This is a genomic window from Aeribacillus sp. FSL K6-8394, from assembly GCF_038008865.1.
GTDB classification, from domain to species: Bacteria; Bacillota; Bacilli; order Bacillales; family Aeribacillaceae; genus Aeribacillus; species Aeribacillus composti.
Window position 1 is genome coordinate 1901407 of record NZ_JBBPAA010000001.1, and the last position, 25253, is coordinate 1926659.

Sequence of the window (25253 nt, forward strand, 5' to 3'; positions counted from 1 at the left end):
CCACTTTCCGCCTCGTAACTTATAGTATAGCATACGAACCAAATGTGCGACGGTCTGACAAATATATTTTATAAGTAAATGATTTCTTCGTCTTGAAAGTAAGATAATATATGCTGATGGCAAGTAAACAGCAGCATTTGATGATGATCCGACAGCTGTCTCATGATACTCACAATATTTTTTATGCGCAAATGATCAAAATTCACAAAGCTGTCATCGATCATTAATGGAAGATGAATTCTCTTTTGCATGCTTTCTGCCAGCGCAAACCGGATCGCCGTGTACAGTTGTTCAGCTGTTCCTTGACTCAGTTCTTCAGCCGTAAAAACAAGCCCGTCTTTCCTTTTCACTGAGAAAGAAGGCGAACCCTCCGCCAGATAAATGTTTTCGTATTCCCCAGACGTTGCTATTCGGAAAAAATATTCCATTTTATGCAACAACTTCGGCATTTTTTCATTTCGAACATAATTCGTCGTATGTTTCAGCATCTCTCTTGCCACTGCCATTGCCGCCCATTTTTTCGCAAGCTTTTTTGCTGCAGAACGCTTCATTTCAAACGAATATTTCAACTCAGAATATAGACCTGATAGTTCTATTTTTCTAATCTCTATTTCTGTTTCCGCTAATTTCTTCCGGATAGAATCCTCCATTTTTTCGAGTTCTTCTTCTTTTTCCTCAAGAAATGTTTCTCGCTCTTTCAAAGCCCTCTCATTTTGATAATCGTTCATATCGCTTGATGTCAATAATCCTTTCGTTCGCAGCTGCCCTTCAATCCAGTTTAATTCGGTTTCGATTTTTTCTTTCTCTTTTTTGAGCATTCCTATTTTTCTATATTCTTCCTCGCTTGCTGCTCCGGCTGACTGAAACAGCTTCTCTAATTCTCTTTCAATGCTTTGAAAGGTCAAACGAAATTTTGTTTTTTCCTCTTGAACCTCTTTTAGCTGCTTCATCAATGCCTCTTTTTGCGATCGTTTCTTTATATTTTCTTCCATTATTCTTCTCAGTTCTGAATAGCGTTTCTCAATTGAGTCTGCACGAATGTTATAATATTCACACAAAGGCTCAAACTTTTTTCTAAACTGATTTAAGTTTTCTTCATACAAACGAACTTTTTCCTCTAACATTCTTTTTTCTCTTATCAGCTTTTGACAGCTTGCGATGCGTTCAAACTGCTCAAGCAATTGTGATCCTTCGGCTTCTTTCGGAAGATGAAAATGTTCATAAAACGGGAAAATTAAATGTTGCAATTGATACTTTTCATGTTCCCATTCGTCATATAACGAAAGAATCCGTTCATAAGCTTGTTCTTTTCCTTTATAATTCATCTTTTCGATCTCAATTTTTTGGCGGACTTGCTGATCCTTCCATAATATTTCCTTAATATGCTTCAAACGCAACGTTCTTTCCAAGATTCGGGAATCATTTTGTTTATCAAGTTTTTTCACAAGCTGTCCATGCTCATTTTGTAAATGCTTTAACAGCTCATCATCCTGTGGACGGAAGAAAAAGAAAACAATGATGAAAGGAAGAAACGCTGTTAAAAACAGCCAATTCTTATAAACAAACGAAAGAACAATGGCAAACGCAAAAACAGATAGCAAAGATACAGTGAGAATTTTCCATTTTTTTAATTTTTCCCGATTCTTTTTTTCTCTTTCATTGATTTTTGCTTTTAACTGGGCAATCTGCTCTTTTAAATAATGTTTGTCGGCCGTTTGCGCCATTTCTTGTTCTATGGCTGACTGCTCCTCTATTAATCTTTCCCTTTCAGATGGATCAAGCAGAAAAGATTCGTATTCTTTTATGCGGCGCTCACATTCTTCCAGCGAATATTGGGCACGCTCATATTGTTCATCGAGAAGCTTTTTTCTTTGAAATAATTGTTCATATTTCTTCGCAGCATCCTTTATTTTTTCCTTCATGCGAACAGATGTGTCGATTTTTTTTATAGCATTTTCATCTTGATGGCCGAAAATATAGATGATCTCCTCATGAATCTGTCCTTCCAGCATTTGTTGTTGAACAATGAAAAGTTTTTGTTCTTCTAATTGTTTTTGGATGAGGGGAAATTGGCTTTTTAATTCCTCAAATATTGTCTCGTCAGCTGGACGGCCGTCGATCTTCAAGGCTGATAAGGAATCCTCGATCCCCTTTTCTTTTTCCTGCACCCTTCCCAGCTGTTCTAAAACTTCGTCTCTTCTTGCCGAAAGCTTTTCCAACCGCACAAGCCCGTCCTCCGGGAATTGAATGCCGTCAGGAAAATCTTTTAACAGCTGCAAGCATTCTTTCCGTCTTTCCAAAAGGGGAAGAACTGCTATTTGTTTTTCCACTTTTTTCTGTTCTGTTTTCAGCGTCACCTTCTCGTTCTGGCAGTCCTTCAGCTGCTTCTCTAAGCTGTCCCTTTCTTTGATCAAAAAATTGTAAGCGCGCTGCTGTTCTTTTGCATGTTGCAGTTCTGCAAAGTCCTCCATCAGTTCATTTAACGATCTGTTCAGCAACGGTTTTCGTCCGTTCGGTTTAAACAAATCCTCCTGCTCTCTCTGCAGTTTCTCCTCTAAACGATATAACTGATCAGACCCGAATACACTTGTTAAAAATAAATATTTTCCCAGCTTCTCACGATTCAGCTCATACACTTTTTGCAGCCCGAATAAATCAAAGGAAAAAATCGCTTGATATGTTGGTCTGTCGGTTCCTTTTAAAATTTCAGCCAGCTCTTTATCCCCTCCTGTCCGTCCATCCTGGAAATAAAGAGTTACATCCCCCGCTGCGGCTCTCCCTTTTACGCGTTCCACTTTTACTGTTCCGTAAATTTCACATTCGATGATTAATGCCCCGCCGTATTTTCCGCCCGCTTTCGGTTCGAACCGTTTATCCGGATGCTGTTTAACGGGAAATCCGAACAGCATGCTATGGATAAAAGACATCAGCGTCGATTTTCCGGCTTCATTTAAACCGTAAATGACTTGTATGCCATGATCCGAAAATGAAATTTTTTTATCTGCAAATTTTCCGTAGCCATAAATATGCAGTTCTTTTATTTTCATCTTATCACCTTTTTTACGACCGCTTCCATTCTTGCTTAAACAGCTCATAATAAATCATTGTTTTCGCTTCTTTTATCAATTCTTCTTTTTCATTTTCTGTGAAAGATTGAAAGAAACGCCGAAATAAACGATTTTTATATAAAGGCTCCATCGCTTCGTCAAATTGATGAAAATGATCCAAAATTTGTTCAAAATCTTTCGAAATGTAAGAGGAGGAGAAAAAGTCGTCGCTCGGCACGATTTGATGTTGAATGGAAACAATCCAAACGAATTCGTTCTTTCCTTCTTCCTCTTCATTCAATATTTGCGCAAGCTCATCCAAATGATCCTGATCCATAAGATCCCAAAACAATGATGAAGCTCCATCTAGCATAATTGTCAAAAGAGCCGAGCCATTTCGTCTCTGCTGTTCCTTTACCGCTCGAATATGATCATATAGCTCGCTAACAGCAGCTATTTCATTTACAGAGAGCTTGATTTCATTCCAAAGTATGTCAAATACCGGCACAAATCGGTACGCGCTTTTCCCGCCTTCTGCTAATTCTACAAGATACACTCCCTTTTCTCCCGTTTCTTTTTTATGGCGGCCTTGAATATTTCCCGGATAAATAATCGGAGGGTCGGAACGATGTAAAATTTGCCGTTTATGTATATGTCCTAAAGCCCAATAATCAAAATCTTTTTCCAATAAATTTTGAATCGTAAAAGGACAATACGGCTCATGTCCTTCCGTCCCTGATGCGGTGCCGTGAAGAAGACCGATATGAAGCGGTGCTTCGCTTCTTTTTTGAAATTTATAGACAATATTTTCTGTAACCGAACGAGTCGGATAGCTGTAGCCGTAAATGTTGGCTAAAACCTTTCCGTCGCGGACAAACGGTATACATTCTACATCACGATCGGAAAAAATATGAACGTTTTCAGGCCATTGAATATGAACCCAATTACCTCCTGTATGATCATGATTTCCAAAAATAATAAAAACTTGGATGCCTTCTTCATTGAGCCGTTCAAACTGTTTCTTTAATCTCAACTGGGCTTTCAAACTGCGGTCTTCGTCATCATACAAATCTCCTGCGATCAGTATAAAATCGACTTTTTCTTTTGCCGCCAGTTCAATTACACGTTCAAATGCCGTAAAAGTACTTTCTTGAATTCTTTTAAAGATGCTTTCCGGCAAATGCTCAAGCCCTGTGAACGGACTATCTAAATGCAAATCTGCCGTATGTATAAATGTTATGCGGCGAGTCATAGTCTCCCTCTTTTCACTCGTTTCCGGAACGTACGTTTGCTTTTCCATATTATATCATTTTAATGTGAAAAAATACATCCCGGTACCCGGGCCCCTGCCAAAAAATTTTTTAAAAAAAGCTGAAAGGATTTTTTTTCAGGAAAAAGAAATATATTTTTTAAAAAAGGGAGGATGTTTGAAATGCCGACATATTTTTTAACTGCGTTTACAAACAAAGGAGAACTGCTTTTAAATGAAAAGTTTGAAGCAAATTCAGAACAAGAGGCAAAAGAAATCGGTTCAGAAATATTGAAGGAGCATCAATGTTTAAATACCGCGCATCGCTTAGTTACTTCTTCTGGCCGGCTTGTTTTATTTCATCGCTAAAACTTAACAGGATTGACAGTCCACAAAACAATGACAGGGGAAGTCTTTCACAACAAAAATACTGCGCGGCATAAGCCGCCCGCTATATTCATCCTGCTCCCCAAATTTTATGAGGCTAATTTAAAATATCTAAATGGATATGACGCTTTTTAGCCATTTACCCGTGTGGAAAAATTGTAGTGGGCATCTAAAATCAGTTTTTTCCTAGTCCCCTGCATTTTGTGGGGGGCATTTTTCTTTCCAAAACTGCCGATGATTTTGGTTCTGGAGCTCACTAAAATCCCGATCACAACAATGCTAATAATGGTCGCGACGACATCATGTTTAAGAACTAAATTTGAAAAAGTAATAGCTAAAAGACCGACTATTCCAATTATGATGAACATCTTATTATCTCCCATTTTGTTCACAGAGCCCCCTTCAATATCATCCCATTAATTTAAAGCTAACATGATGAAACAGATTTATCAGAGGCTGTCCAAGAAGTCTAAAAATAAAAGCAAGTAGAGAAGGAGCTCGTATTTCTCTACTTGCTTTTGTATGTTTTGTCTGAAGTCTGCCGGCTACGTTTGTTGCAGGCTAATGGCGCAATCGCTTTTATGATTAAGTCTCGCGATCTCATCTATTAAAATTTGTTCTAAAGTGTTTTTAGGGAAATACGGGAATCGTTCTCCATTTTCGACGTTCCCAAGCTCCTGTTTTCTATCGGGCCCTCCTTTCAACACGACCCGATACGTTGTGGAGCGTAAAATTATCAATTTTCGCCATAAAGAGCGTTTAGCAATTTGATTTTTTCGTTTGTATAATGTTTAAAGCCATCGTTATACGATTTCGGATCTTTCGGATTGGCGAAATGAGTGATTTCCCGGGAAACCGGGTCGATCAATTTGCTTGATGCCCCGCAGCCTAATCCGATAATCGTTTGCATTTCTTCCATGATGATTATATTGTATATACTCTCATAACCCTTCCGGGAATATCCGACATTTTCTAAATTTCCTAAAATATTTTTTTGACGGTACAAATAATAAGGCTCATAATGATTTGCCTTTGTCCATTCAACCGCTTTATTCATCATTTTTTCTACTTCGCTTCGTTCAGCTACTTTATATTTTTCTTTGTTTTTTGTCATTTCCGATGCCCGCTTAAAGGAAAGCGTGTGGACAGTCAATGATTCAGGCATCAATTTGGCTGTCTCCTCAAGGGTGAACTCAAATTCTTTTAACCCTTCCCCCGGCAGTCCAATAATTAAATCCATGTTGATGTTGTTGATGCCCATTTCCCTAGCTAAATGAAATTTTTCAATCGTCTCCTCAACTGTATGATGTCTTCCGATTGCTTTCAATGTTTCCTGTATATATGATTGAGGATTAATGCTGATTCTGTCTATGTTCCATTTTTTTAAAACATTCAGCTTCTCTCTTGTAATTGTATCCGGCCTGCCGGCTTCTACTGTGATTTCCCGAATACGATCAACATTTGGAAAAGATGTATACATTTCTTCATAAAGCATATCCATTTCTTCTGCCGTAATGCTTGTCGGTGTCCCTCCGCCGTAATAAACGGTCGTAATATTGATGCCTCGTTCTTTTAGCCATTCGCCGATCATTCTCATTTCATAATGCAGACCGCCGAGAAAAGAATCAACTTTTCCTTGCTTGCCGCCAATAGCATAGGCAGGAAAAGTACAATATGCACATTTTGTCGGGCAAAAAGGAATGCCGATATAAATGCTTACTTCTTTTGTCAAATTGTAAAGATCAGGAACAACAGTTAATTGTTTTTCTACAATTTGTTCCATGATGCGAATTTTTTCATTTGATACGAGCAAATCTTCTTTTAATTGTTTATAAATTTCTTCATTTTTTCTTCCTTCAAGCTTCTTTTTATGAAAAAGCTTAGTGGGTCGGACACCTGTTAAAATCCCCCATTTTTGTGTAATTCCCGTATACTGTTGAAGAGCTGTTACATAAACATTCAATACCGCCTGCTTCATTTGTTTGAATTGTTCTTTTTCATCTGTTGCGGTAAAGCTTTTTTCTAAAAAAGCTTCATACGTTTTTCCTTCTGCTTTTAGCTCGCAAGCCAACCGAAAATCACTTTGTCTGAATTCGAAATTGAATAATGCTTCGATATCATGTTCAGAAGGTTTTAAAAAAATTTCGGCTTCTTCAAAAAACAAATTAGATATTAACTGAAGAGGCCGCATAAAACGTTCATCATTTATGCCGCTGATTTGAATGCGCATGTGATCACCTTGTCGAATAGAATAAAACTCCTTATAGTGTACTAAAGGGGATTTTTTCAGTCAATACGAAAAAAACATCCTAAGAAGCGGATGTTTTTTATCTGTTTTTAATTTTATTTAAAAATTTAATTGGGTATTGTTTTCGGAAATGCTCTTTTACCATATATGAAACGCCTTGTTCATCATTCGACCTCGTGATCCAGTCTGCTGCCCGTTTTACTTCAAACGGAGCATTCCCCATCGCAACCCCCAAACCTGCCTGCTGGATCATATCCAAGTCGTCAAGGCCGTCGCCGATTGCGACCATTTCATCCAGCTTAATGCCTAAATGATTGCCAAGTACCTGCAAGCCATTCAGTTTAGATATTCCCTTTGGAACAATTTCAATTTTTCCGTCATGAACCTCGATCACATCTACATCATAAAAAGAATCAAGTATCGTTTTTTCCGCCTCTTTCAATTCCTCCTTCGTATCAAAATATACATCAATTTTTGGGGCAGCTACTGGCTCATCAATTAACGCATCAGCAAGAGATTCTACAAATTGAATTGGATAAAAAAGCGGATCTGACGAATTCAATAGCATTTTGCTTACAAGATTTGAAGAGATTTTTTTCCGGTTGCCGATCGAAAAACGCTCATGAATGATTCGAATATTACAATTAAAATATTCGAGCACTTGCACAATATTAAATGTTTTTTCTTCTGAAATTCGCTTCACATAAAGAGGTTCATCTAAACGGTTTCCGATGAACGCTCCCCCATGAGTAATTAAGTGGCTGTCTATTTTGAGCGCCTTTGCAACTTTTTTTGCCGATTGAAAATGGCGGTTCGTCACCAAAGTAATATATACATCCTTTTTTTGAACAAATTCTATCGCATCCTTCGTAGAATGCTGAAGGCGTCCATTTGAACGGAGGAGCGTTCCGTCGATATTTAAGGCAAGCAAGCGGTAGAGCATGTGTTGTCCCCCTTCTCTTGTTGTTAAATTCTATTATGAAAATATGTCCTTGTGAGACAAATTAGAACTTTTGTGTACTAAAGGAAGGGGAAACATTATGACACCGATTCATATTGAACAGAAAACATTTCATTTAGCACTAGGGCAACAGCGCCAATGACCGTCGCTTGATCTCCCAGCTTTGACAACACAATTTCTGTTTTTTTCGCTTGCTCTGTCAAAGCTCTTTGTTCAACCACTTCTTGAATCGGAGTTAAAATAAAATTCTTTGCCTTTGCCAATCCGCCCCCAATAATAATCCGCTCTGGATTGAATAAATGGATAATGTTCATGATGGCAATTCCTAAATACCTGCCAGTCTCCTCTAATATGTCTTTAGCAAGCAGGTCTCCTTCTAATGCAGCCTCATAAATCAGTTGTCCGTTCACATTTTCTATCATTCCGTTTGTCCGTTCTATTAATTTCGTTTTATACCCAAGCGATATTTTGTTTAATGTACGCTGTTTAATCCCTTCAGACCCAACAAGCGCCTCTAAACATCCGTCTTTCCCACACGAACATTTCAAACCGCTGCTTTCTATAAACATATGGCCGATTTCACCCGCTAGTCCGTTCGTTCCATGAAACAGCTTCTTATTTAAAATAAAACCTGCCCCAACTCCATGACTGATCTTAATGCATACAAGATTGCTAATTCCCACCCCGCTGCCAAACCAGTTTTCGCCTATTGCCATGGCACGAACATCATTTTCAATTTTGACAGGAAGACGAAATTCTTTTTCAAGCTCTTTTTTTAACGGTACATTTCGATGCTGCAATTGGGGAGCAAAACCGCTTGAACATTCATCTGCGTCAATCCTGCCATGAATACCGATGCCAATTCCTACAAATTTTTTTAATTCTATACAAGCTTCATCCATCATAATGTAAAGCTGTTTAGCAATCATTTGGAACAAACGTGAACTCGTCATCTCTTCTTTCATCGTGATTGTTTTATATAAAAGTGTTTGAGCGTTTAAATCCGTGATGGCAAATCGGATTTCCCTCGGGCTGATATCAATACCGAAAACATAAAAATTTGATGAGTTGATTTTCAGCAAAATGGGTTTTCTTCCCCCGCTGGAAGATCCGGTCTGCCACTCTTTTACCAATCCTTCTTCCAACAATTCATTTACAATATTTGTGACTGTCGGAGGTGTTAATTTTGTTTCTTTCGCAATGTCAGATCTTGAAATCGATCCGTGTGTCCGAATTGTATTAAGAATTAAAGATTTATTCAATGATTTCATTAATTGGAAACTGCCGACAATTTTTTCATCTTTCATGACAACCACCCCGAAATATACAGAGGCTCGTAATGTAAACCCTTACATTTTAGTATCTCAATGAATCAAGGTTTTCGCAAGTAATATTTTATTAGAAATTCCTACAGCTCGATGCTGAAAGAGGAAATGAATTAAGAGTATGAAAGGGGATTTTTCCCCTTTCATTTTTTCATAATTTATTTTTCTAAATAATGGATTTCAGAAATTTTAACAGCTGTTTTTCCTCCAGGTATGTCTAAATCAATCGAATTTCCTCTCATTTCAAGCAGCAGCTGATTACCGATGGGAGATAAAAATGAAATTTTCCCTTGATCAGGATCAGCTTCTTCAGGAAAACAGATTGTATATGTTTCTTCATCCTCTTCTTCCAAATATACAATTTTCACTGTCGCCCCAATAAAAACTTTTGTGAAAATGTCTTCATCTTCTTGATTAAAAAGCTGTTCCAATTCCCTTACATATTGCAAAAACTTTTTTTGGTTATTCATATAAAATCGGCCGATTGGAGAAGTTCTGTCATTTTGTTGTTTCTGAAAAAGCGTTAATTGTTCTCGCAATGCCGTTTTTAAGCTGGATAGCGTACTATGGCTCATAAAATATGCCACCTCCTTTTTCTTTAATAAAAAAATGGAAAATGAGTCTTTGATTCATGATCTGTTCCCTCCAATTTTGAAAATGAAAAAAGAGATGCACAAAAAGTACATCTCACTCTAGACTACCAAATATTTTATTTTTTTCAATAAAATCCTTGATTTGATATTCATTTCTTTTACTATTCACTTTTTTTATAAAGCTCATCAAGCGGCTCCAAAATAATGCTGGTTATCCTCTGTAAAAGCATATTCATGCTTTCCTCTGCTTTCAACAATGCAGCAATCTTGCCGTTTTGCTGTACTAATTGAACGCATTTTTCTGCATGAATAATTTCTTCTTCAGTAATTTCTTTTCCGGTTACTTGTTTTTCATGCAGGTTTAATTGAGTGCTGCGAAAGTTGTGGAAAATGTTTTTCGCTGATTCATCGTGTTGGACATCATCATACAATTTTTTTAATTGAATATATTCCTTGCTTTGTTCTAATGCTTTTTTCAAATCGTACGCGGAATTATATAAAATATTAGACACTCCTAATCCCTCCTCGCTCCGCGAGCCCTTTTAGCTAATATAAAGGATGACAAGGCCGCCTGTCAAAAAAGTTTTAAAATTCCCTTACACCCTGGAGGAATTTTTTTTGGAAGTTTGGGAAGCTACGGTTTCATTTCATGAAGAGGAGAGTTATTAATTGTGCCGATTCTCCTTAGCTTTACGTCAACATCCACATGAACCGGTATGTCTTTAAAATGAGCATGCCAATCTTTTTTAACTTTATGCCAAATCGACGGATGGCTGCGATGAAGGGCTTCTCCAAATCCAAAAATATCTACTTCATATTTTTTCTGGGAAGCTTGAATAGCTGTCAGAATATCTTTTTTAACCTTTTCCTCAGCTTTTTTCTGCAGAAGGTTTATCGTTTCTATTTTCTCCAAATCCATTCGTTCGCATTGAACTTCGGCTACCGACCCATCTATATGCAACTGAACGGTGCCTTTAAACTGATGACCGTCAACTTTTGTTTGAATCTTGCTGTTTGTTCGGATCGTTTCAATTGCCACCTTCTTCTCTTTGCATGGCACATTAATGACTGCTCTTTGCACTTTTCCTAATGCATAATGGAGACCATTGCTTTCCTTCTCCGTTAACCAGTCAACTAACTTATCTTTCCTCATGATAGCTACACTGCCAAATTTGAGATACGCATCAGCTTTTGTTTTTTCAACATTTTCTATTTTTTCTCCAGCTTCAGGATTGCCTATTATTTCTACACCTATCACATGAGGTTCAATGCCTTTATAAACTAACTCGTTGACAAATTGATTGATTTCTATTGTTTCGATAGGCCCCCATGATTTTTCAGATAACTTTAATGAAGAACTTAAACTATGTGCAGGAATTGTCTCCAGCTGGCTAAGTACTTTTAAAATGTTTTCAGCTCTAGTGTTTTTAGCGATAGAGAGATAAAAATCTGTCCGAAATTCTTTCCCCCTTACTACATAATCAACAATTTCCCCCATTCCTTCTTTTGCTAAATCCTCTCCAATAATCAGCATGCGGAGATGACTTGAATAAACGGCTCTTGGCGAGAAAGTTGTCACTTTTCTCATCGCCTCAGACAATGTACGCGCTTTCGTCTGGAATGTTCTAACAGGAGCTTTTGTTATTCCCCCTTGTTTTACAGTTGCTACCTGTCCCGGGTTGACCACTTGTATCGTTACAAGTAATTCATCATCTACTTTGTCTATTCCTAATGCTGAAACGATTGCGATGTCATTTAACTCCCTCCGATCCCAGCAGCCTGCCAGCAACATGATGGACGCCAATATGAATAAAAGACTTGTCAACCGCTTATTCATCTATTTCCCCTCACATGACGCTGACGTTTTTTCATTAGAGCTGTACCCAACAGGATGAGAGGAAAAAGAAACCCGATCGTTAAAGAGTACAAAGGCCAAATATTATGTACAAACTCAAAAAAGTGAACGATGTTCGGATGGAAGGCGATCGCATACACAATCAGCATCATAGAAATAGGAAGAGTAATCGAACGATAATCTTTTATTTTAAATAGTTGAGAGAGACCTAAAACAAAAGCATAAAAACTGATGGTTAGCTTATAAAAAATAGATAAAAACCAAATTCCCGCCATAATAACCTCTACGCGTTGAAAAAATTTTCCTATTTCAATTTTTCTTGCCAGGGCATAGCTCGGATATATTTGTCTGGCTGTATTTTCGACACCTAAAACAAGAATGGTAAACATGACAACAAATGTAAGCAGGATTCCTCCAATTATAACGCCTACTAAAAATCCTTTTTCTGCTCCTTTTTGATGATTGACAAAGGGAGCAATCATTAAAAAAACGATTAATTCTAAATACGACAGACTAAAAAAATGATAAAACCCAAATAAAATCGGTTTCATTCCTTCACCCAATATCGGTTGCAGGTTACCTATTTTGATTTGAGGCAAAATCGCGATGAAATAGATTGTTAAAAGGATGAATAGCCATAATGAAATGATTTCTGAAGAACGTCCAATCACTTCTAATCCTAAAAGGGTTGCCATAACAACGACTCCCATAAAAACAATATGGATAGCATCGATCGGTGTATCAGGCATCATATGAGTAGTTGTAAAGTCGCCGATTTCCCTGAGCAATGCACCGGATAAAATAAAAGCATACATGAGAAATAATGCAACCGCGAATTTTCCAATCCATTTTCCGAGCAAAAGCTCGCATATTTCTACAAGAGTCATATTTGGAAAAATTGAATATATTTTAATGTACATAAACACTAAAAGAATGGAGATGATGACCGTAAAAATGGTTGCTATCCAAGCATCCTGTTTCGCATCATTCACTAATGCAGTAGGAGCAACGAGAATTGAACTTCCAATCGTAAATAATAAAACTAACATTTTATATTGATTTGCTGTTATTTTCCCGTTGTCTAACATACCTTCACCAACCTCTTATTGAAATATTTTGTTCACTGCTTCGCTTAGCGGCTGGTAGATCCATGTGAGCAATTCAATCGGATTTGGAATAGGAAAATTAATGCATCTGGCAATACTTAATCCTGTTCCTAAAAAAAGAAAAATGATAAACACAATAAAATCCTTCCAGAGCTTATGTTTTAATAGCAGCAGAGCTTCGATTATAAAAATACATGCAGAAACGAAAAGAATGCCGATTATGTTCCACATTCATTTAATACCCCTTTAGGTAATCTATTTCTTCTTTCGTTGATTTTCGTTTTGAAAAAGTGATTTCTCTCTTTTCGTATTTTGCTGTGAACTAAAAAGTCGTGGTCGAAAAATAAGCAGACGGCGGGGCAGACGAATTAAAACGTCCTTTTGATCTGCCAGCGTAAACGGAGCCATTGGACTTAAATAAGGGACGCCAAATGAACGAAGACTGCTCAAATGAAGAACTAGCGCCACCAATCCAAGGATAATTCCGAACAAACCGAAAGATGCGGCAAGCCCCATAAAAACAAATCGTAACATCCGCACGGTGATCGCTAGGTCATACGAGCTGACCAAAAAACTTGAGATAGCTGTAAATGCTACAACAATTACCAATGCGGCGGAAACAATTCCCGCGTCTACTGCTGCCGTCCCGACAACTAATGTTCCAACAATTGAAACGGCTTGTCCGATAGCTCTTGGCATTCGAAGTCCTGCTTCCCTTAAAATTTCAAACATAATTTCCATTAGAAATGCTTCAATAAATGCGGGAAACGGAACGCCTTCCCTTTGGGCGGCAAGACTGATCAAAAGCTGTGTCGGCAGCATTTCCTGATGAAAAGTTGTAACAGCAACATAAAGAGACGGTGCAAGGAGCGCAGTGAAAAAACCGAAAAAACGGAGCAAACGAATTAATGAACTTATATCTGCGCGTTGATAATAATCTTCAGGGGATTGCAGAAATTGCACAAAAATTGACGGTACAGTTAAAACGAAAGGAGTGCCGTCCACTAAAATGGCTACGCGGCCTTCGAGAAGATGTCCTGCCACGATATCAGGACGTTCCGTATTATAAATAGTTGGAAATGGCGTGTATGAGTCATCTTGAATCAGCTCTTCGATATAACCGCTCTCTAATATTCCATCAATATCAATTTGTTCAATTCTGCTTCTGACCTCCTGCACCACTTCTTCTCTCACAATCCCTTTAATATACATAATGCTGACTTCCGTTTTTGTTACTTTTCCGACTTTTTTTGATTCAATCCATAAACGGTGGTCTTTTATCTTTCTGCGAATAAGGGAAGTATTGACACGCAAATTTTCCGTAAATCCTTCCCGAGGACCGCGAATAGTTGTTTCAGTTGTTGTCTCTTGGACTCCCCTCTCCTTTCCGCCTTTCATTTCAACGGCAAAGCCTTGTTCGTATCCATCGAATAATAAAACAACTTTTCCAGACAGAACAGCATTCGTGATAACGTTGAAATCATGCACATCTTCAATCGAACCGACGGTCAAGACCATTTCTTTTATATAATTGAGCAGCGTCAAACCTGCCAGATCTTTCAGATCCACTTCATTTCTTCTCAATTCAAACATTAACGATTCCATAACAAAATTATGATTCGCTTCACTGTTAATCAAACCGTCCGTATAAATAATCCCGACGCGGATTTCCCCTTGTCTTCCTATTCTTATTTCCCTTGTAACAATGTCGCTGCTGTTGCCAAATGCTTCTCTAATTTTTTTTAAGTTTTCATGCAAGCTGCGTTTGATCGTTTCTTTGCTTTGCGGTTGCTCGCTGCTATCTTGCTTTTCCTTGTCTGCTAATAGCTGTTCAAATGACTTTTTATCGATCGATTTCTTAAAAAATTTTAAAAAGCTCATGCCGAATCCCCCTAACGTTTTTGAACCTTTTACTTGTAAAGTGCCCAATTGTTCTTTTAATATGTAAAAAATCCCATGAAGCAGGCGGTTTGCCTGTTTTCATGGGATTAAATAAACAGAATGATAATCGATTGTACGAACCCGATTATACCACCAAGGAGAGCGCCTAAGTAGGTAATCATTTTAAATTCCCTTTTGGAAATAGTCAGTACAACTTCTTCGAGACGTTCAACCGAGAAGGATTCTACCTGTGCCGTCACAATTTCATCGATATCGAAGGCTTTCATAATCTGTTCCACACTGTTTTGCAAATAAAGAACAGAGCTGGAAATGACAGCTGGCAGCATTTTTTCCATAATTGCTTGTTTATACGGCTGGATAAGCTCTGAAATTGGTTTATCCAATGTTTCGTAGATACGTATTTTTTCCGAAATAAGTTTTGCAATGGACAAGCTTGTCTTTTCTTTGTCCATCCTGCTTGTAACCTCAGAAACCGACATATCAAGCAATCGGCTCCATTCTTTAAAAAGAATGGAAGAAATCAGATCAATCGTCCCTTGATGACGAAAAAACTTTGCTGCTTCTAATTGAATTTTATCTGCGATATTCAAGTTTCCTAAAAACATTTGAATCATGCCGCCAAACGTTCCTTTTTGTTGAAGAAAGTCATCGATCATTCTTTGCAGCGCTTGTTTCCCTTCATCACTTTCAACATATTGAACGCCTTTCATTGCAATCCATTCTGCAAGACTAGGAATTTGCAATTCGATGTTCTTCTTCCATTCTTGCGGCAAAAAATGACTGACTTTTTGATCTGTATTGAAAAAATGAAGTATGCTTTTTTCAATCGCTCGTTCAAGTCGAGCGGAAATCATTTCCTTGTATTCGGACATTCCATATTTATCCATAAATTCCGCTAACGTTTTTTGTTTGGCAAGCCAAGCATCTATCGATTGAAGCAGGAATGATTGTATTTTCTGCTGGAAGGAGACCTCCTCCATTTTCTTTTTGATTCCTTCTGGTGTAACTAAATGCTCGATCACCATTTTTCCTAGCTGCCTAGCCAGCTCATTCCGTCGTTTCGGAATAAGGCCTGGCGTAAAGGGAAGCTTTTTTCCAAACAAATAGATTGGTCTATATGGGCGAAAAAGCATTTTAATGGCAATGTAATTCGTAACACCGCCAATAAATGCACTAATTACGACCATCATAGCTGATGTTAATATAAATTCCATTTGCATCTTCCTCACTGTTTATTCACAAGATCAACTGCCAGACATACGATATCATAGCATGATTTACCTAAGTTAATATTATAAATCGGTTAACATTTGTAAGCAAACGGGGTAATTCAAATGGCAGAAACAAAAATTTTAATGATTCCACTCGAAGAAAAAAACGGTTTCTATATGGAAATAAGCGATTCTTTGCAAAAAGCTTTGACCCTTCCACTGATCCAAACGTTTTCCTTACATTGCGGCCAAGAAACAGTTAAAACAAAAGCCTCCTTCATCCGAAACGAAAAAATCGTTCTTTATGCCAGTGAAGAGATTTACAACGCTCTTCATCTTCCTATAAAATCTTTAACGCTTCGTCTTCAGTATGATAAATTCACCAACACCTTCAAACTTGGACCGGTCATTTGTGTATTGATTGATTCTATTCAGGACGATGAAAAAATCCAGTTTGGAAATATTGATGATTTTTGTAAAGAGATGGCGAATTACTGTGCGGAAATTGGCGCATTTTTTTGTATTTCAACATTAACTGATCTGCAGCAAAATCAGAAGAAAGGGTTTCATTTATCTCATCAAAATTGGAAAAAGGAAACCATTCCTTGTCCTGACGTGATTTATAATCGGATTCGATCAAGAAAATTAGAGTATTCTCAAAAATATTTGAAGTTTTTGCAATTTGCAGCTGCAAACGATATACCGGTGTTTAACCACCGCTACTTAAACAAATGGGAAATTCATAAAATTTTTGCGTCCAACCAGCATCTTCTTCCCTACCTTCCAAAAACGATGCTTTTAACAAAAAAATCAGATTTGCAAGTGTTTGTAAATGATTTTCAAGACGTATTTATTAAACCGATTAACGGCAGTCAAGGGAGAAGAATTATTCGCTTGAAAAATAAAAACGATCTTTTCGAAATATACTTTACCCATCCCGGTAAAAGCGAGCAGCCAATTATTTTTCATTCCTTTCAGGAAATGTATAAACATCTCTTTCCATATCTCAAAAGAGAACCGCATATTATTCAGCAGACAATCGACACAATCAAATTGGATAATCGACCGCTTGATTTCAGGTTTCTATGCCATAAAATCAATCATCAGGGCTGGAAAATAACCTCTTCTGTCGCCCGCCTTTCCGCTAAAGATCAATTTGTTAGCAATTTAGCTAAAGGCGGTGAGCTGTATAAAATAAAAAAAATCTTATCTGACATTTTTGACAAAAGCACTTGTTTACATCTTTGCAGCATTCTTTCGGAAATAGCACTGGAAGCCGCCAAAACAGTTGAAATGAACGTGGAGGGAGAATACGGGGAATTTGGAATTGATATGGCTGTAAGTGAGGATCAGAAACCATGGATTTTAGAAGTCAATACAAAGCCATCCAAAAATATTGAATACTCTCTCAATCCTTCCATTCGTCCGTCTGCCAAAGCAATCATCCGTTATTGTTTCTTGATAAGCGGTTATGATGTTTCATAACGATTCATATAATAATTGGGTAAATATAGATAAACGGAGGCAGGCGGATATTTGTGGCAGAACCTCTTTTGTCTTTCGGATTTTTAGTCAATAAATATTTTCATGAAGCAGCCTATTTTAAAAATATTTCAAAAGCGGCAAAAAAATTGAATATGAAATGTATTATGTTTCGCCCGTTGGACGTACAATTCGCAAATGGTACGTTAACGGGATTTACATTCAATTTAACATCTAATAAATGGGAGCGAAGTACTTTTCAACTTCCACATTATATTTATGACCGCTGTTTTTATGGCAAAGATGCTGCTTCCATTCAAAACAAAAAAGCCGTTCAAAAATTAAAAATACAACAAAATGTTTCTTTTCTAGGCTACGGATTCCCAGATAAATGGAAACAATATAAAACATTAAAAACTGATCCATTCATTTATCAATATCTTCCTGAAACAGAATATTTCCAACATCCCGATCAAGTTTATACATTTTTGCAATCATATGAGGAATGTATCTTAAAACCAATTCACGGCAGTTCAGGAAAAGGAGTGCTTGTAATTAAAAAAGAAAAGGAAACGCTATTTCTATACTTTTTCATTGGAGCGAATCAAAGGATCGTCCGTTTGAAACATTTCAATCAATTAAAACCATTTCTTGCAAAGAGACAAGTTGACTCATACATTCTTCAACGATTGCTCCCTTTAAAGGACAAACAGCAGCGTCCATTTGACTTACGCATTTTATTTCAAAAAAACGAGTTCGGTCAATGGATTATGCAAGGAAAAGGAATTCGAATCGGTCAAAAACATACGTATGTATCCAACTTGTCAAAAGGCGGTTCTGTCGTTTCCCTTGAACAATGGGAAAAAGATATTCAAAGGCAGCGATTGAACCATATTTATAACCAAATCGAACAGCTTGCTCACCATCTTCCGCAAAAAATTGAAAAAAATTTTGCTCCTTTATTTGAGCTTGGTGTGGACATCGGCATTGATTTGCAAAATGAAACGATATGGATTCTAGATATTAATTCTAAACCAGGGAGAAATGTCGTTTTAAAAACAGATCCTGCGAGAAAAACAGTTCTGTACGAAGCTCCTGTCCGCTATGCCCGCTACTTGCAACACTCTCTACAAACCGGGGTGGAAATAAATGATTTATCAAATTAAACAGGCAGACCACCTAAACCAAACCGTTTTGCTTCCTAGCTCTTTTTCCCATGTAACGATCGAATCGATCTCTTTCGGCAAACGGAAAATAGCGTGCCGTTCTATTCTCCATCACGAAGACAGCCAAAGCATTTATATTTCAAAAGATATTGCCGAATCTCTGCTTTTACCTAAAAATATTAGGATCAAAGCTTTAGTCCATAGTGAAACGCTATTTTTAGGCCCCGTTGTCGGCATTTTCACAGCAGGTTTTTATAAATCCCTTTTGCGCCCATTAGGCGACAGATCGATATTTTTTTCAAAATTAGTGGTCAACGGCTGTTCAACAGGCGCTTTTTGTTTTGTATTTGGGATACATCAAATTCATTGGGATTTAGAGATGATTGAAGGCTATTCATTCAATGAATCCGGATGGGTAAAAATAACCGTTCCATTTCCAAATGTCATCTATGATCGTCTTCCAAATCGGAAGGTAGAAAACTCAGACTACTTTCAGTCTGCGAAAAAAAACTTATTTATGCGCTCAATTCCGCTTTTCAACTCAGGCTTTTTCAACAAATGGGATGTCCATCATATTTTATCCAAAGATGGGACAGTAAGGCATTACTTGCCAGAGACATATCATGCTCCGTCCATAAAAACAATTGAACAGCTGATTAACCGCTTTCAAACGATTTATTTAAAACCTGAAAACGGAAGCCTTGGCCTAGGAATATTTAAGCTGGTGAAAAATCGGAAAAATGGATCAATTCTTTGCTGCTATTATGATGAGAACGGAAAAGGCCAGTTGAAGCTGTTCTCTTCTATTGAAGGCTTTTTGCAGCGTTTTTTTACACAGCGATCATTAGATCAATATATTGCTCAACAAGGCATTTCTCTTCTTCAATCGAATGGAAATCCTGTCGATTTCCGTGTGCACACAAACAAGAACGAAAACGGAATCTGGCTTGTCAGTGCAATCGCTGCGAAATTGGCGGGAAAGGGAAATCCTACAACACACGTAAAAAACGGAGGAACAATAAAATCTTTGCATGAATTATCATTGCCGTTGAATAAAGAGGACATTTACCGTTCACTTTCCACCGCGGCCCTTTCTATTAGCAAGGCAATTGATCGCAAAATGGACGGTGAAATCGGAGAAATCGGTTTTGATTTCGGCATCGACAATAACGGGAACATATGGCTATTTGAAGCGAACTCGAAGCCTGGCCGCTCCATTTTTATGCATAAAGATTTGCAGCAAGAAGACCGGCTAACATTGCGCTTTCCATTCCAATATGCCGAATATTTAATGAAAAAAACAATTTCAACTGAGGAGATCTATGATGCCCCATGAAATGCTCGTCGGAATTTTAGCTGGTGATAACGATCGAAGCGGTTCTTTTTATGGAAACATTTCGTTATTTAAAGCTATACAAAGACATTTGGCTGAGCAGTACAGTTCAAGCTTTGTTTTTACACCTTCTGGCATGAAAGAAAAATCGATCGTCGGCTATATATATGAACCGAACGAAAATCGCTGGTTGAAAAAAAAGTTTCTATATCCAGATGTTGTCTATAATCGCTATCCGTTTCGCGATACAGTTCAAAAAACAGATTTCGTTTTCCGCTCTTTAAACAAAAAAAACATCCCTTATTTCAACAGACATTTTTTTAATAAATGGGATGTCATTACTTGTTTGCAAAAAAATAAGCACCTTCTTCCTGTCATACCTGAATCGCAATTAGTAACATCGAAACAAGATTTTTATACATTTTTTGAAAAATACCCCTCCGTTTATTTAAAGCCTGTTGGACAAAGCCAAGGGAAAGGAATCATTAAAATAACAGCCGAATCCAAACATAACTACATTATCAAAACGGTAAATTCTATAAAAAATGAATTTTCATTGGAAAATATTTGGAAAGAAATAAAACATTTCATTTTAAACGAGCCGTATATGATGCAGCAGGAGATCATCTCCGATCAGATTAACAGTCAGAAATACGACTTGCGCATTCTCGTTCATTACAGTCAAAACCAATATGTTATTTCGGGAATTGGCGTGCGCGCATCTAAAAACATTACAACACATGTAGTACATGGAGGCACTATCCTTCCCTTCTCCTTTGTCAAAAACCGTGTCGATACAAAAAAACTGGAAATTATTTGCCATGAAATTGGCAGCACACTCTCTCAATGTTTTCAATTCATTGGGGAATTTTCTATTGATGCTGGAATTGATACAAAAGGAAATATTTTTATTTATGAGGTTAATTCGAAACCGATGGTGTTCGATGAAAAAGACATATTCCAAAACGGAATTGTCCATCTAAGCAAATTGTTCCATCATTTAGCAAAAAATCGAATCGATTTCAAAAAAACTTGATAAAAACGGATGCACAAGCCACAAATTTTTGTAATCATCCATGATATCATACATTCTTTTTATAATTTTACCTTTTCCTGAGCAACCTAATGAATAATTCCAGTGAATAAGGAGGGTAATACGGTTATGGATAAGGATAAGGAAGTAAAAGATTCGCTATATGAAGGTCGTGATCAATCGTTTATGGACATTGACAGAATGATTAATGAAGGTCTTTCAGGAGGATCTGTTCACTACCGTTACAATGCGACCAATATTGAAGAAGCAAGGGACCTCGAGGAAGAAGAACCGCCATTTGACATAGAGAAAAATAACGGAAAGTAAGCCTGATGTTTGAAAAACACATCAGGCTTTGTGAACTACCCACCACCTACGCTTCGCTTAGAGGTTGGGGCTTCAAGCGACTTGTGTGTGTTCGCTGAACGGTAAGCCACACACAAGAACCCTTTACGCTTCCCTTCGTTCCGAAGGTGTCCGTTCTACCCATATTCTATCCTATTCGTTGGCTAACGCCAACCGAAATTCATCTCCCACCTACTCATTGGGCTACGCCCTGCACATTCCTTGAGGATGGGAGACTTCTTTCGGAAATCCGTTAAATTTTAGCTGTAAAAGAATTCAGAGCTTAAAGCTTAAAAGCCCCTTTCGTTATGTTTCCTGAATGATTGCATGCTCTCCTTCATGGCATTGGCTGCAATATAAAAGATGTATGCATTGATGATTTTTTAGTGAATCTCTTTTTCCATCTAAAAGCTTCATCAAGTCCATTTCCATATAAGCACTGTAGTCATCTAAATAGTCAGTAATTTTCCCTGCATCCAATAAAATGCCTCCGCATTTGGAACAATACTTATGAAGTTGCTGAAATCCATTGCATAACGGACAGGCTCGCATGTGAAAACTCCTTTATTTGTTGTTGATTTATGTATAATGTTCCCTTTCTCGTCTGATTTACAGAGTAACGACACAAAACAGAAATTACCATTTCTCATTTCGAATAGATTTTTACATCCTACTCATACTACTTAATGAACAGCATACATCCCGGTGGGTTAAGCCGAGTTTGGCAGTGAATCTTTTGATTCACGCTGGTGCAAATCCAGCTAACCCAGCCAAAAAAAATTTCACAAGGAGTTGAAAATTATGGCTCAACAAAACCGCAGCAACAACTCAAACCAACTTTTAGTTCCTGGTGCACAACAAGCGCTTGAACAAATGAAATACGAAATCGCAACAGAATTCGGAGTAAATCTCGGACCAGACACAACTTCCCGTGCCAATGGATCTGTTGGTGGAGAAATCACAAAGCGTTTAGTTGCACTTGCTCAACAACAAATTGGCGGTTTCCAACAACAATAACTAAAAAATTTATATTCATGGCTATGGAGGCACTACCCGTGTCTCCTTTTATTTGAGAATAAGGAGGTTTTTCAAATGACAGTTGGTACAAAATTGATGGAAACTATTTCAAGCTGTGAAAGTGCGGTTGCGAACTTACATAGCTTCGCACTGGAAACAGAAGATCAACAAGCTAAGCAGTTATACCAAAACCTTGCAAAACAACAACAGGAAGTGCTTGACCATTTAAAAGCGAGGCTAAATTACATTCAAAACGAAGAGCCGCAATTTAAACAGCTATAAATCAGGAGGGGACCATTCACTCTCCTGATATTTCCCATTTTGTGCTTGAACCCTTCCAATTCAGCTTCCTCTTTCTATTTCTGTTAATTCTAATCCTTCCAAGCTTCATTCCATTACAGGAAAATCGCACCTCTCTTCAACTTTCAAATCCACTCACGAAGTGTCGTGTTTCCCCCTTTCGTTCGAGCAGTTGTTATAAGCATTTAAAATCTGATCTTTCTAAAAACAATTGCAGTAATAAATCGTCTATAAAAACCTTAGATATCCGTTAGATCATCACACTGTGATAGACTGCCAAACAATCGAATTAATATTCAAAAAACAAAAAAATTATGGTAGATATTCCATCTTTTTGCTAAAATATCTAAATATTGGGGGGAAGGGAATAAAAACTGAAGATCATTTTGTTAAAGAAAGCGTCATCATGGAAGTCTTGACTGCACGCGCATTTTGTCGATTATAAAAAAATTCTTGATTCATGCCGCCAGTTGCAACATCATCTACAGGTTATTTGCTCGGAATGTGCTTTTCGGCGAATATGAGTTTTACACCATACTAAAATCTTCGCCTTTATAAAACATCATTCATTTTTGAATATAAAATTTAACAAATTAGAATAAAAATTAAAAAATAATCGAAAAAATTATTATTTAGCTGCCGATATATACAGTGGACACTAATAATGAATTTTGAAGGGGAAATCAACCAATGTTTAAAAAAAGAAAACAAGTTCCATCACTTTTTGAAAAACAAGTAGATCTTCAACAAGTAAAACTTGAAGTGACTGATGAAAAATATCAAAGACAATTAGCGATGGTTGGCCTAACAAAGGATGATCTTATTTGTACTCTTATATTAAAAGATGCGATTGAAGAAAACATAAAGTTTATTATCGATGCATTTTATGATGCTCTCCATCAAGAACAATTTTTGATTGACTTAATTAATAAATACAGCTCGATCGAAAAGCAGAAGGAAAGATTGAAAAAACATGTGCTGCTTATGTTTAGCGGATCCTTAACAGATGAAGATATAACAAGAATGAAGCGGATTGCTGTAGCCCACGTCCGCATTGGATTAGATACGATTTGGTACATGAGTTCATTCCAGCAATTACAGAAATCAATTTTTTCCGTTGTTGCGAAAGCGTGTCCATCGAAGGAAGATTATCATAAAGCGGTGGTCACCATTGCAAAAATGTTAAACTTTGAACAGCAAATTGTGTTGGAAGCATATAATGAAGAGTATTTAAAAAGACGGCAAAAAATCGAAAAGGAAAAACAGGAGCTTCATGAAAACATCGCCCAAACCTCCATTCGTCTTGCTGATCTTATTGAATCAGCCAATTCAGCTATACAAAAAATTAACGAACGATCCAAACAATTTGCCTTAATTGCAGTTGATCGTTTTGAAACAGCGGCATCAACCGAAGCAGAAGTCAGTTCAAGGAGAGAAGACTTGAATTTTCACTCCGGTTTAATGGTCAATATAAAAGAACGGACAGATGATATTGCTTTAAAAATAAAGTCGCTTGAACAAACTTCTGAAAAAATTAATCATGTCGTCTCGATTGTTACTTCTATTGCTGAACAAACTAACTTGCTGGCTCTAAATGCCGCAATTGAATCAGCGCGTGCAGGGGAATACGGGAAAGGATTCGCTGTTGTTGCTAGTGAAGTGAGAAAGCTGGCGGAAGAAACAAAAAATTCCGTGCTTGGCGTTTCCAATTTAATTGAGGAAATCAGAGCGAAAATTAACGATATCGCTTCATCTATTGTGGAAGTAACAGAGCTTACAGGCAATGGTTCGCAAAGAATGAAAGAGATGAACCAATTCTTCGACAATATTTTGTATGCCTTCGACAAAAATAAAGAACAAACTGAAAAGACGAAAAATGAACTCGAAAACTTTGCTGAAATCATTGATGATATAACAAATTTCATTGCGCAAATCAATGAGACTTCAGAACATTTAAAAAAGCTGGCCAATCATATATAAAGGTCCTTTTTCAAGCTGGCGACAAAACCCATTTTTCCCATTCAGGAAAAATGGGTTGATTATTTATTTGGATGAATCTTCAAAAAGCTGAACAGCCTTTATCCGCTAAAATAGTTGAGTCGTAAAAGGAGATCCAATTGATCGCTTGAAGGTTAAAAAATGAGGATACATGTTCATATATTGAACATAGTATCCCAACAAATAGTATGTGTTGATTTTTTTATACCCCAAGATATTTATGCTGGATATCAGCATTATTCAGTGATTTCTTTTTTGTAAGAAAATAATATCTGCGGTAACTTCTGTTCCTGCGTTCTTAAATGCGTTATTAGGAAGTCGAATTGCACCTATTAAATCAGCTCTTTGTGCAATATATTTGCGTACTTCTTCATTCTCTTTATCCATTGTACCTTTCGAGGTAATGAGAGCAATAATACCACCAAGACGTACTTTATCTAATGTTTTGGCAAAGAAATCATCATGAATAAGAAAACCATATTTATCATAACGAGAATCAGCTACTTGATATTGACCAAAAGGTACATTACCTATGGCAACATCAAAGAAGTAATCAGGAAAATCAGTATTTTCAAATCCGTCAATAGTAATATTAGCTTTTTGATATAACTGTTTAGCGATCCGACCGGATAAATCATCTAATTCAACACCATAAAAAACACTGTCTGATAAAGTTTCCGGTAAAAGGCCCATGA

The 25253-nt window shown here is 37.2% G+C and carries 24 protein-coding genes; 9 read left to right on the forward strand and 15 right to left on the reverse strand.

All coding sequences use genetic code 11. The features are described from left to right. Positions 1 to 68: 68 nt before the first annotated feature. Both NSR00_RS09000 and NSR00_RS09005 read right to left on the reverse strand, forming a co-directional pair. Positions 69 to 3047, reverse strand: a complete 2979-nt coding sequence (locus NSR00_RS09000; RefSeq protein ID WP_340788214.1) for an ATP-binding protein — start codon at positions 3045 to 3047, stop codon at positions 69 to 71. A 13-nt stretch (positions 3048 to 3060) separates the two neighbouring features. Further along, positions 3061 to 4299 carry a metallophosphoesterase family protein gene (locus NSR00_RS09005; RefSeq protein WP_165381992.1) on the reverse strand — a complete coding sequence of 413 codons (1239 nt, stop codon included), beginning with the start codon at positions 4297 to 4299 and terminating at the stop codon, positions 3061 to 3063. A 180-nt stretch (positions 4300 to 4479) separates the two neighbouring features. Between NSR00_RS09005 and NSR00_RS09010 the strand changes: the two genes are divergently transcribed. Next, entirely contained in the window at positions 4480 to 4665 is a 186-nt protein-coding gene (locus NSR00_RS09010; RefSeq protein WP_066248936.1) for a YhzD family protein, read from the forward strand. Between the two features lie 149 nt (positions 4666 to 4814). Here the strand turns inward: NSR00_RS09010 and NSR00_RS09015 are convergent, their stop codons facing one another. The 11 genes from NSR00_RS09015 to NSR00_RS09065 form a co-directional block, all read right to left on the reverse strand. Beyond that, a complete protein-coding gene (locus NSR00_RS09015; RefSeq protein ID WP_340788216.1) occupies positions 4815 to 5051 on the reverse strand; it encodes a hypothetical protein in 237 nt (78 codons plus the stop codon). 368 nt (positions 5052 to 5419) lie between these two features. Beyond that, positions 5420 to 6913 (reverse strand): coproporphyrinogen III oxidase, encoded by a 1494-nt coding sequence (locus NSR00_RS09020; protein WP_130158840.1) that lies wholly within the window; start codon positions 6911 to 6913, stop codon positions 5420 to 5422. A gap of 97 nt (positions 6914 to 7010) precedes the next feature. Beyond that, on the reverse strand, positions 7011 to 7874 hold the full coding sequence (locus tag NSR00_RS09025) for a Cof-type HAD-IIB family hydrolase (RefSeq protein WP_311066420.1): 864 nt from the start codon (positions 7872 to 7874) through the stop codon (positions 7011 to 7013). 95 nt (positions 7875 to 7969) lie between these two features. Further along, entirely contained in the window at positions 7970 to 9199 is a 1230-nt protein-coding gene (locus NSR00_RS09030) for an ROK family transcriptional regulator (RefSeq protein WP_340788220.1), read from the reverse strand. Between the two features lie 176 nt (positions 9200 to 9375). Beyond that, positions 9376 to 9792: a GreA/GreB family elongation factor gene (locus tag NSR00_RS09035; protein ID WP_063387297.1), complete on the reverse strand. Its 417-nt coding sequence runs from the start codon at positions 9790 to 9792 to the stop codon at positions 9376 to 9378. Between the two features lie 179 nt (positions 9793 to 9971). Then, complete coding sequence (locus NSR00_RS09040) at positions 9972 to 10322, reverse strand: YlbF family regulator (protein WP_066248950.1); 351 nt, start codon at positions 10320 to 10322, stop codon at positions 9972 to 9974. Positions 10323 to 10444: 122 nt separating this feature from the next. Next, the gene (locus tag NSR00_RS09045) at positions 10445 to 11647 is read right to left on the reverse strand and encodes a Ger(x)C family spore germination protein (protein ID WP_340788223.1); all 1203 of its coding nucleotides are present in this window, start codon (positions 11645 to 11647) and stop codon (positions 10445 to 10447) included. Then, complete coding sequence (locus NSR00_RS09050; RefSeq protein WP_340788226.1) at positions 11644 to 12753, reverse strand: GerAB/ArcD/ProY family transporter; 1110 nt, start codon at positions 12751 to 12753, stop codon at positions 11644 to 11646. Before NSR00_RS09050 ends, NSR00_RS09045 begins: the two co-directional genes overlap by 4 nt. A 15-nt stretch (positions 12754 to 12768) precedes the next feature. Further along, on the reverse strand, positions 12769 to 13002 hold the full coding sequence (locus NSR00_RS09055) for a hypothetical protein (protein ID WP_066248956.1): 234 nt from the start codon (positions 13000 to 13002) through the stop codon (positions 12769 to 12771). Positions 13003 to 13026: 24 nt separating this feature from the next. Next, positions 13027 to 14652 carry a spore germination protein gene (locus NSR00_RS09060; protein ID WP_340788229.1) on the reverse strand — a complete coding sequence of 542 codons (1626 nt, stop codon included), beginning with the start codon at positions 14650 to 14652 and terminating at the stop codon, positions 13027 to 13029. Between the two features lie 107 nt (positions 14653 to 14759). After that, positions 14760 to 15887, reverse strand: a complete 1128-nt coding sequence (locus NSR00_RS09065; RefSeq protein WP_340788232.1) for a DUF445 domain-containing protein — start codon at positions 15885 to 15887, stop codon at positions 14760 to 14762. A 120-nt stretch (positions 15888 to 16007) separates the two neighbouring features. Here NSR00_RS09065 and NSR00_RS09070 point away from each other — a divergent pair, with 120 nt between their 5' ends. The 5 genes from NSR00_RS09070 to NSR00_RS09090 all read left to right on the forward strand — a co-directional run bounded on the left by NSR00_RS09070 (position 16008) and on the right by NSR00_RS09090 (position 21225). Continuing rightward, a complete protein-coding gene (locus NSR00_RS09070; RefSeq protein WP_082829491.1) occupies positions 16008 to 17369 on the forward strand; it encodes a YheC/YheD family endospore coat-associated protein in 1362 nt (453 codons plus the stop codon). Positions 17370 to 17422: 53 nt separating this feature from the next. Then, positions 17423 to 18532 (forward strand): YheC/YheD family endospore coat-associated protein, encoded by a 1110-nt coding sequence (locus NSR00_RS09075; protein WP_340788235.1) that lies wholly within the window; start codon positions 17423 to 17425, stop codon positions 18530 to 18532. After that, positions 18516 to 19868: a YheC/YheD family endospore coat-associated protein gene (locus NSR00_RS09080; RefSeq protein ID WP_340788239.1), complete on the forward strand. Its 1353-nt coding sequence runs from the start codon at positions 18516 to 18518 to the stop codon at positions 19866 to 19868. The genes NSR00_RS09075 and NSR00_RS09080 overlap by 17 nt, the downstream gene beginning before the upstream one ends. Beyond that, a complete protein-coding gene (locus tag NSR00_RS09085) occupies positions 19858 to 20901 on the forward strand; it encodes a YheC/YheD family endospore coat-associated protein (protein WP_340788241.1) in 1044 nt (347 codons plus the stop codon). Before NSR00_RS09080 ends, NSR00_RS09085 begins: the two co-directional genes overlap by 11 nt. A gap of 126 nt (positions 20902 to 21027) precedes the next feature. After that, the gene (locus tag NSR00_RS09090; RefSeq protein ID WP_063387287.1) at positions 21028 to 21225 is read left to right on the forward strand and encodes a hypothetical protein; all 198 of its coding nucleotides are present in this window, start codon (positions 21028 to 21030) and stop codon (positions 21223 to 21225) included. A 324-nt stretch (positions 21226 to 21549) separates the two neighbouring features. Here the strand turns inward: NSR00_RS09090 and NSR00_RS09095 are convergent, their stop codons facing one another. Beyond that, entirely contained in the window at positions 21550 to 21795 is a 246-nt protein-coding gene (locus NSR00_RS09095; RefSeq protein ID WP_063387286.1) for a hypothetical protein, read from the reverse strand. Between the two features lie 249 nt (positions 21796 to 22044). On the opposite strand from NSR00_RS09095, the gene NSR00_RS09100 reads away from it, so the two are divergent. The 3 genes from NSR00_RS09100 (at position 22045) to NSR00_RS09110 (ending at position 24540) form a co-directional block, all read left to right on the forward strand. Continuing rightward, positions 22045 to 22260 carry an alpha/beta-type small acid-soluble spore protein gene (locus NSR00_RS09100; protein ID WP_063387285.1) on the forward strand — a complete coding sequence of 72 codons (216 nt, stop codon included), beginning with the start codon at positions 22045 to 22047 and terminating at the stop codon, positions 22258 to 22260. A 75-nt stretch (positions 22261 to 22335) separates the two neighbouring features. After that, the gene (locus NSR00_RS09105) at positions 22336 to 22542 is read left to right on the forward strand and encodes a DUF1657 domain-containing protein (RefSeq protein ID WP_063387284.1); all 207 of its coding nucleotides are present in this window, start codon (positions 22336 to 22338) and stop codon (positions 22540 to 22542) included. Positions 22543 to 23250: 708 nt separating this feature from the next. Beyond that, the gene (locus tag NSR00_RS09110; RefSeq protein WP_130158449.1) at positions 23251 to 24540 is read left to right on the forward strand and encodes a globin-coupled sensor protein; all 1290 of its coding nucleotides are present in this window, start codon (positions 23251 to 23253) and stop codon (positions 24538 to 24540) included. Positions 24541 to 24798: 258 nt separating this feature from the next. Here NSR00_RS09110 and NSR00_RS09115 read toward each other — a convergent pair whose 3' ends face one another. Next, positions 24799 to 25251 carry an N-6 DNA methylase gene (locus NSR00_RS09115; RefSeq protein WP_340788244.1) on the reverse strand — a complete coding sequence of 151 codons (453 nt, stop codon included), beginning with the start codon at positions 25249 to 25251 and terminating at the stop codon, positions 24799 to 24801. Positions 25252 to 25253 lie beyond the last annotated feature (2 nt).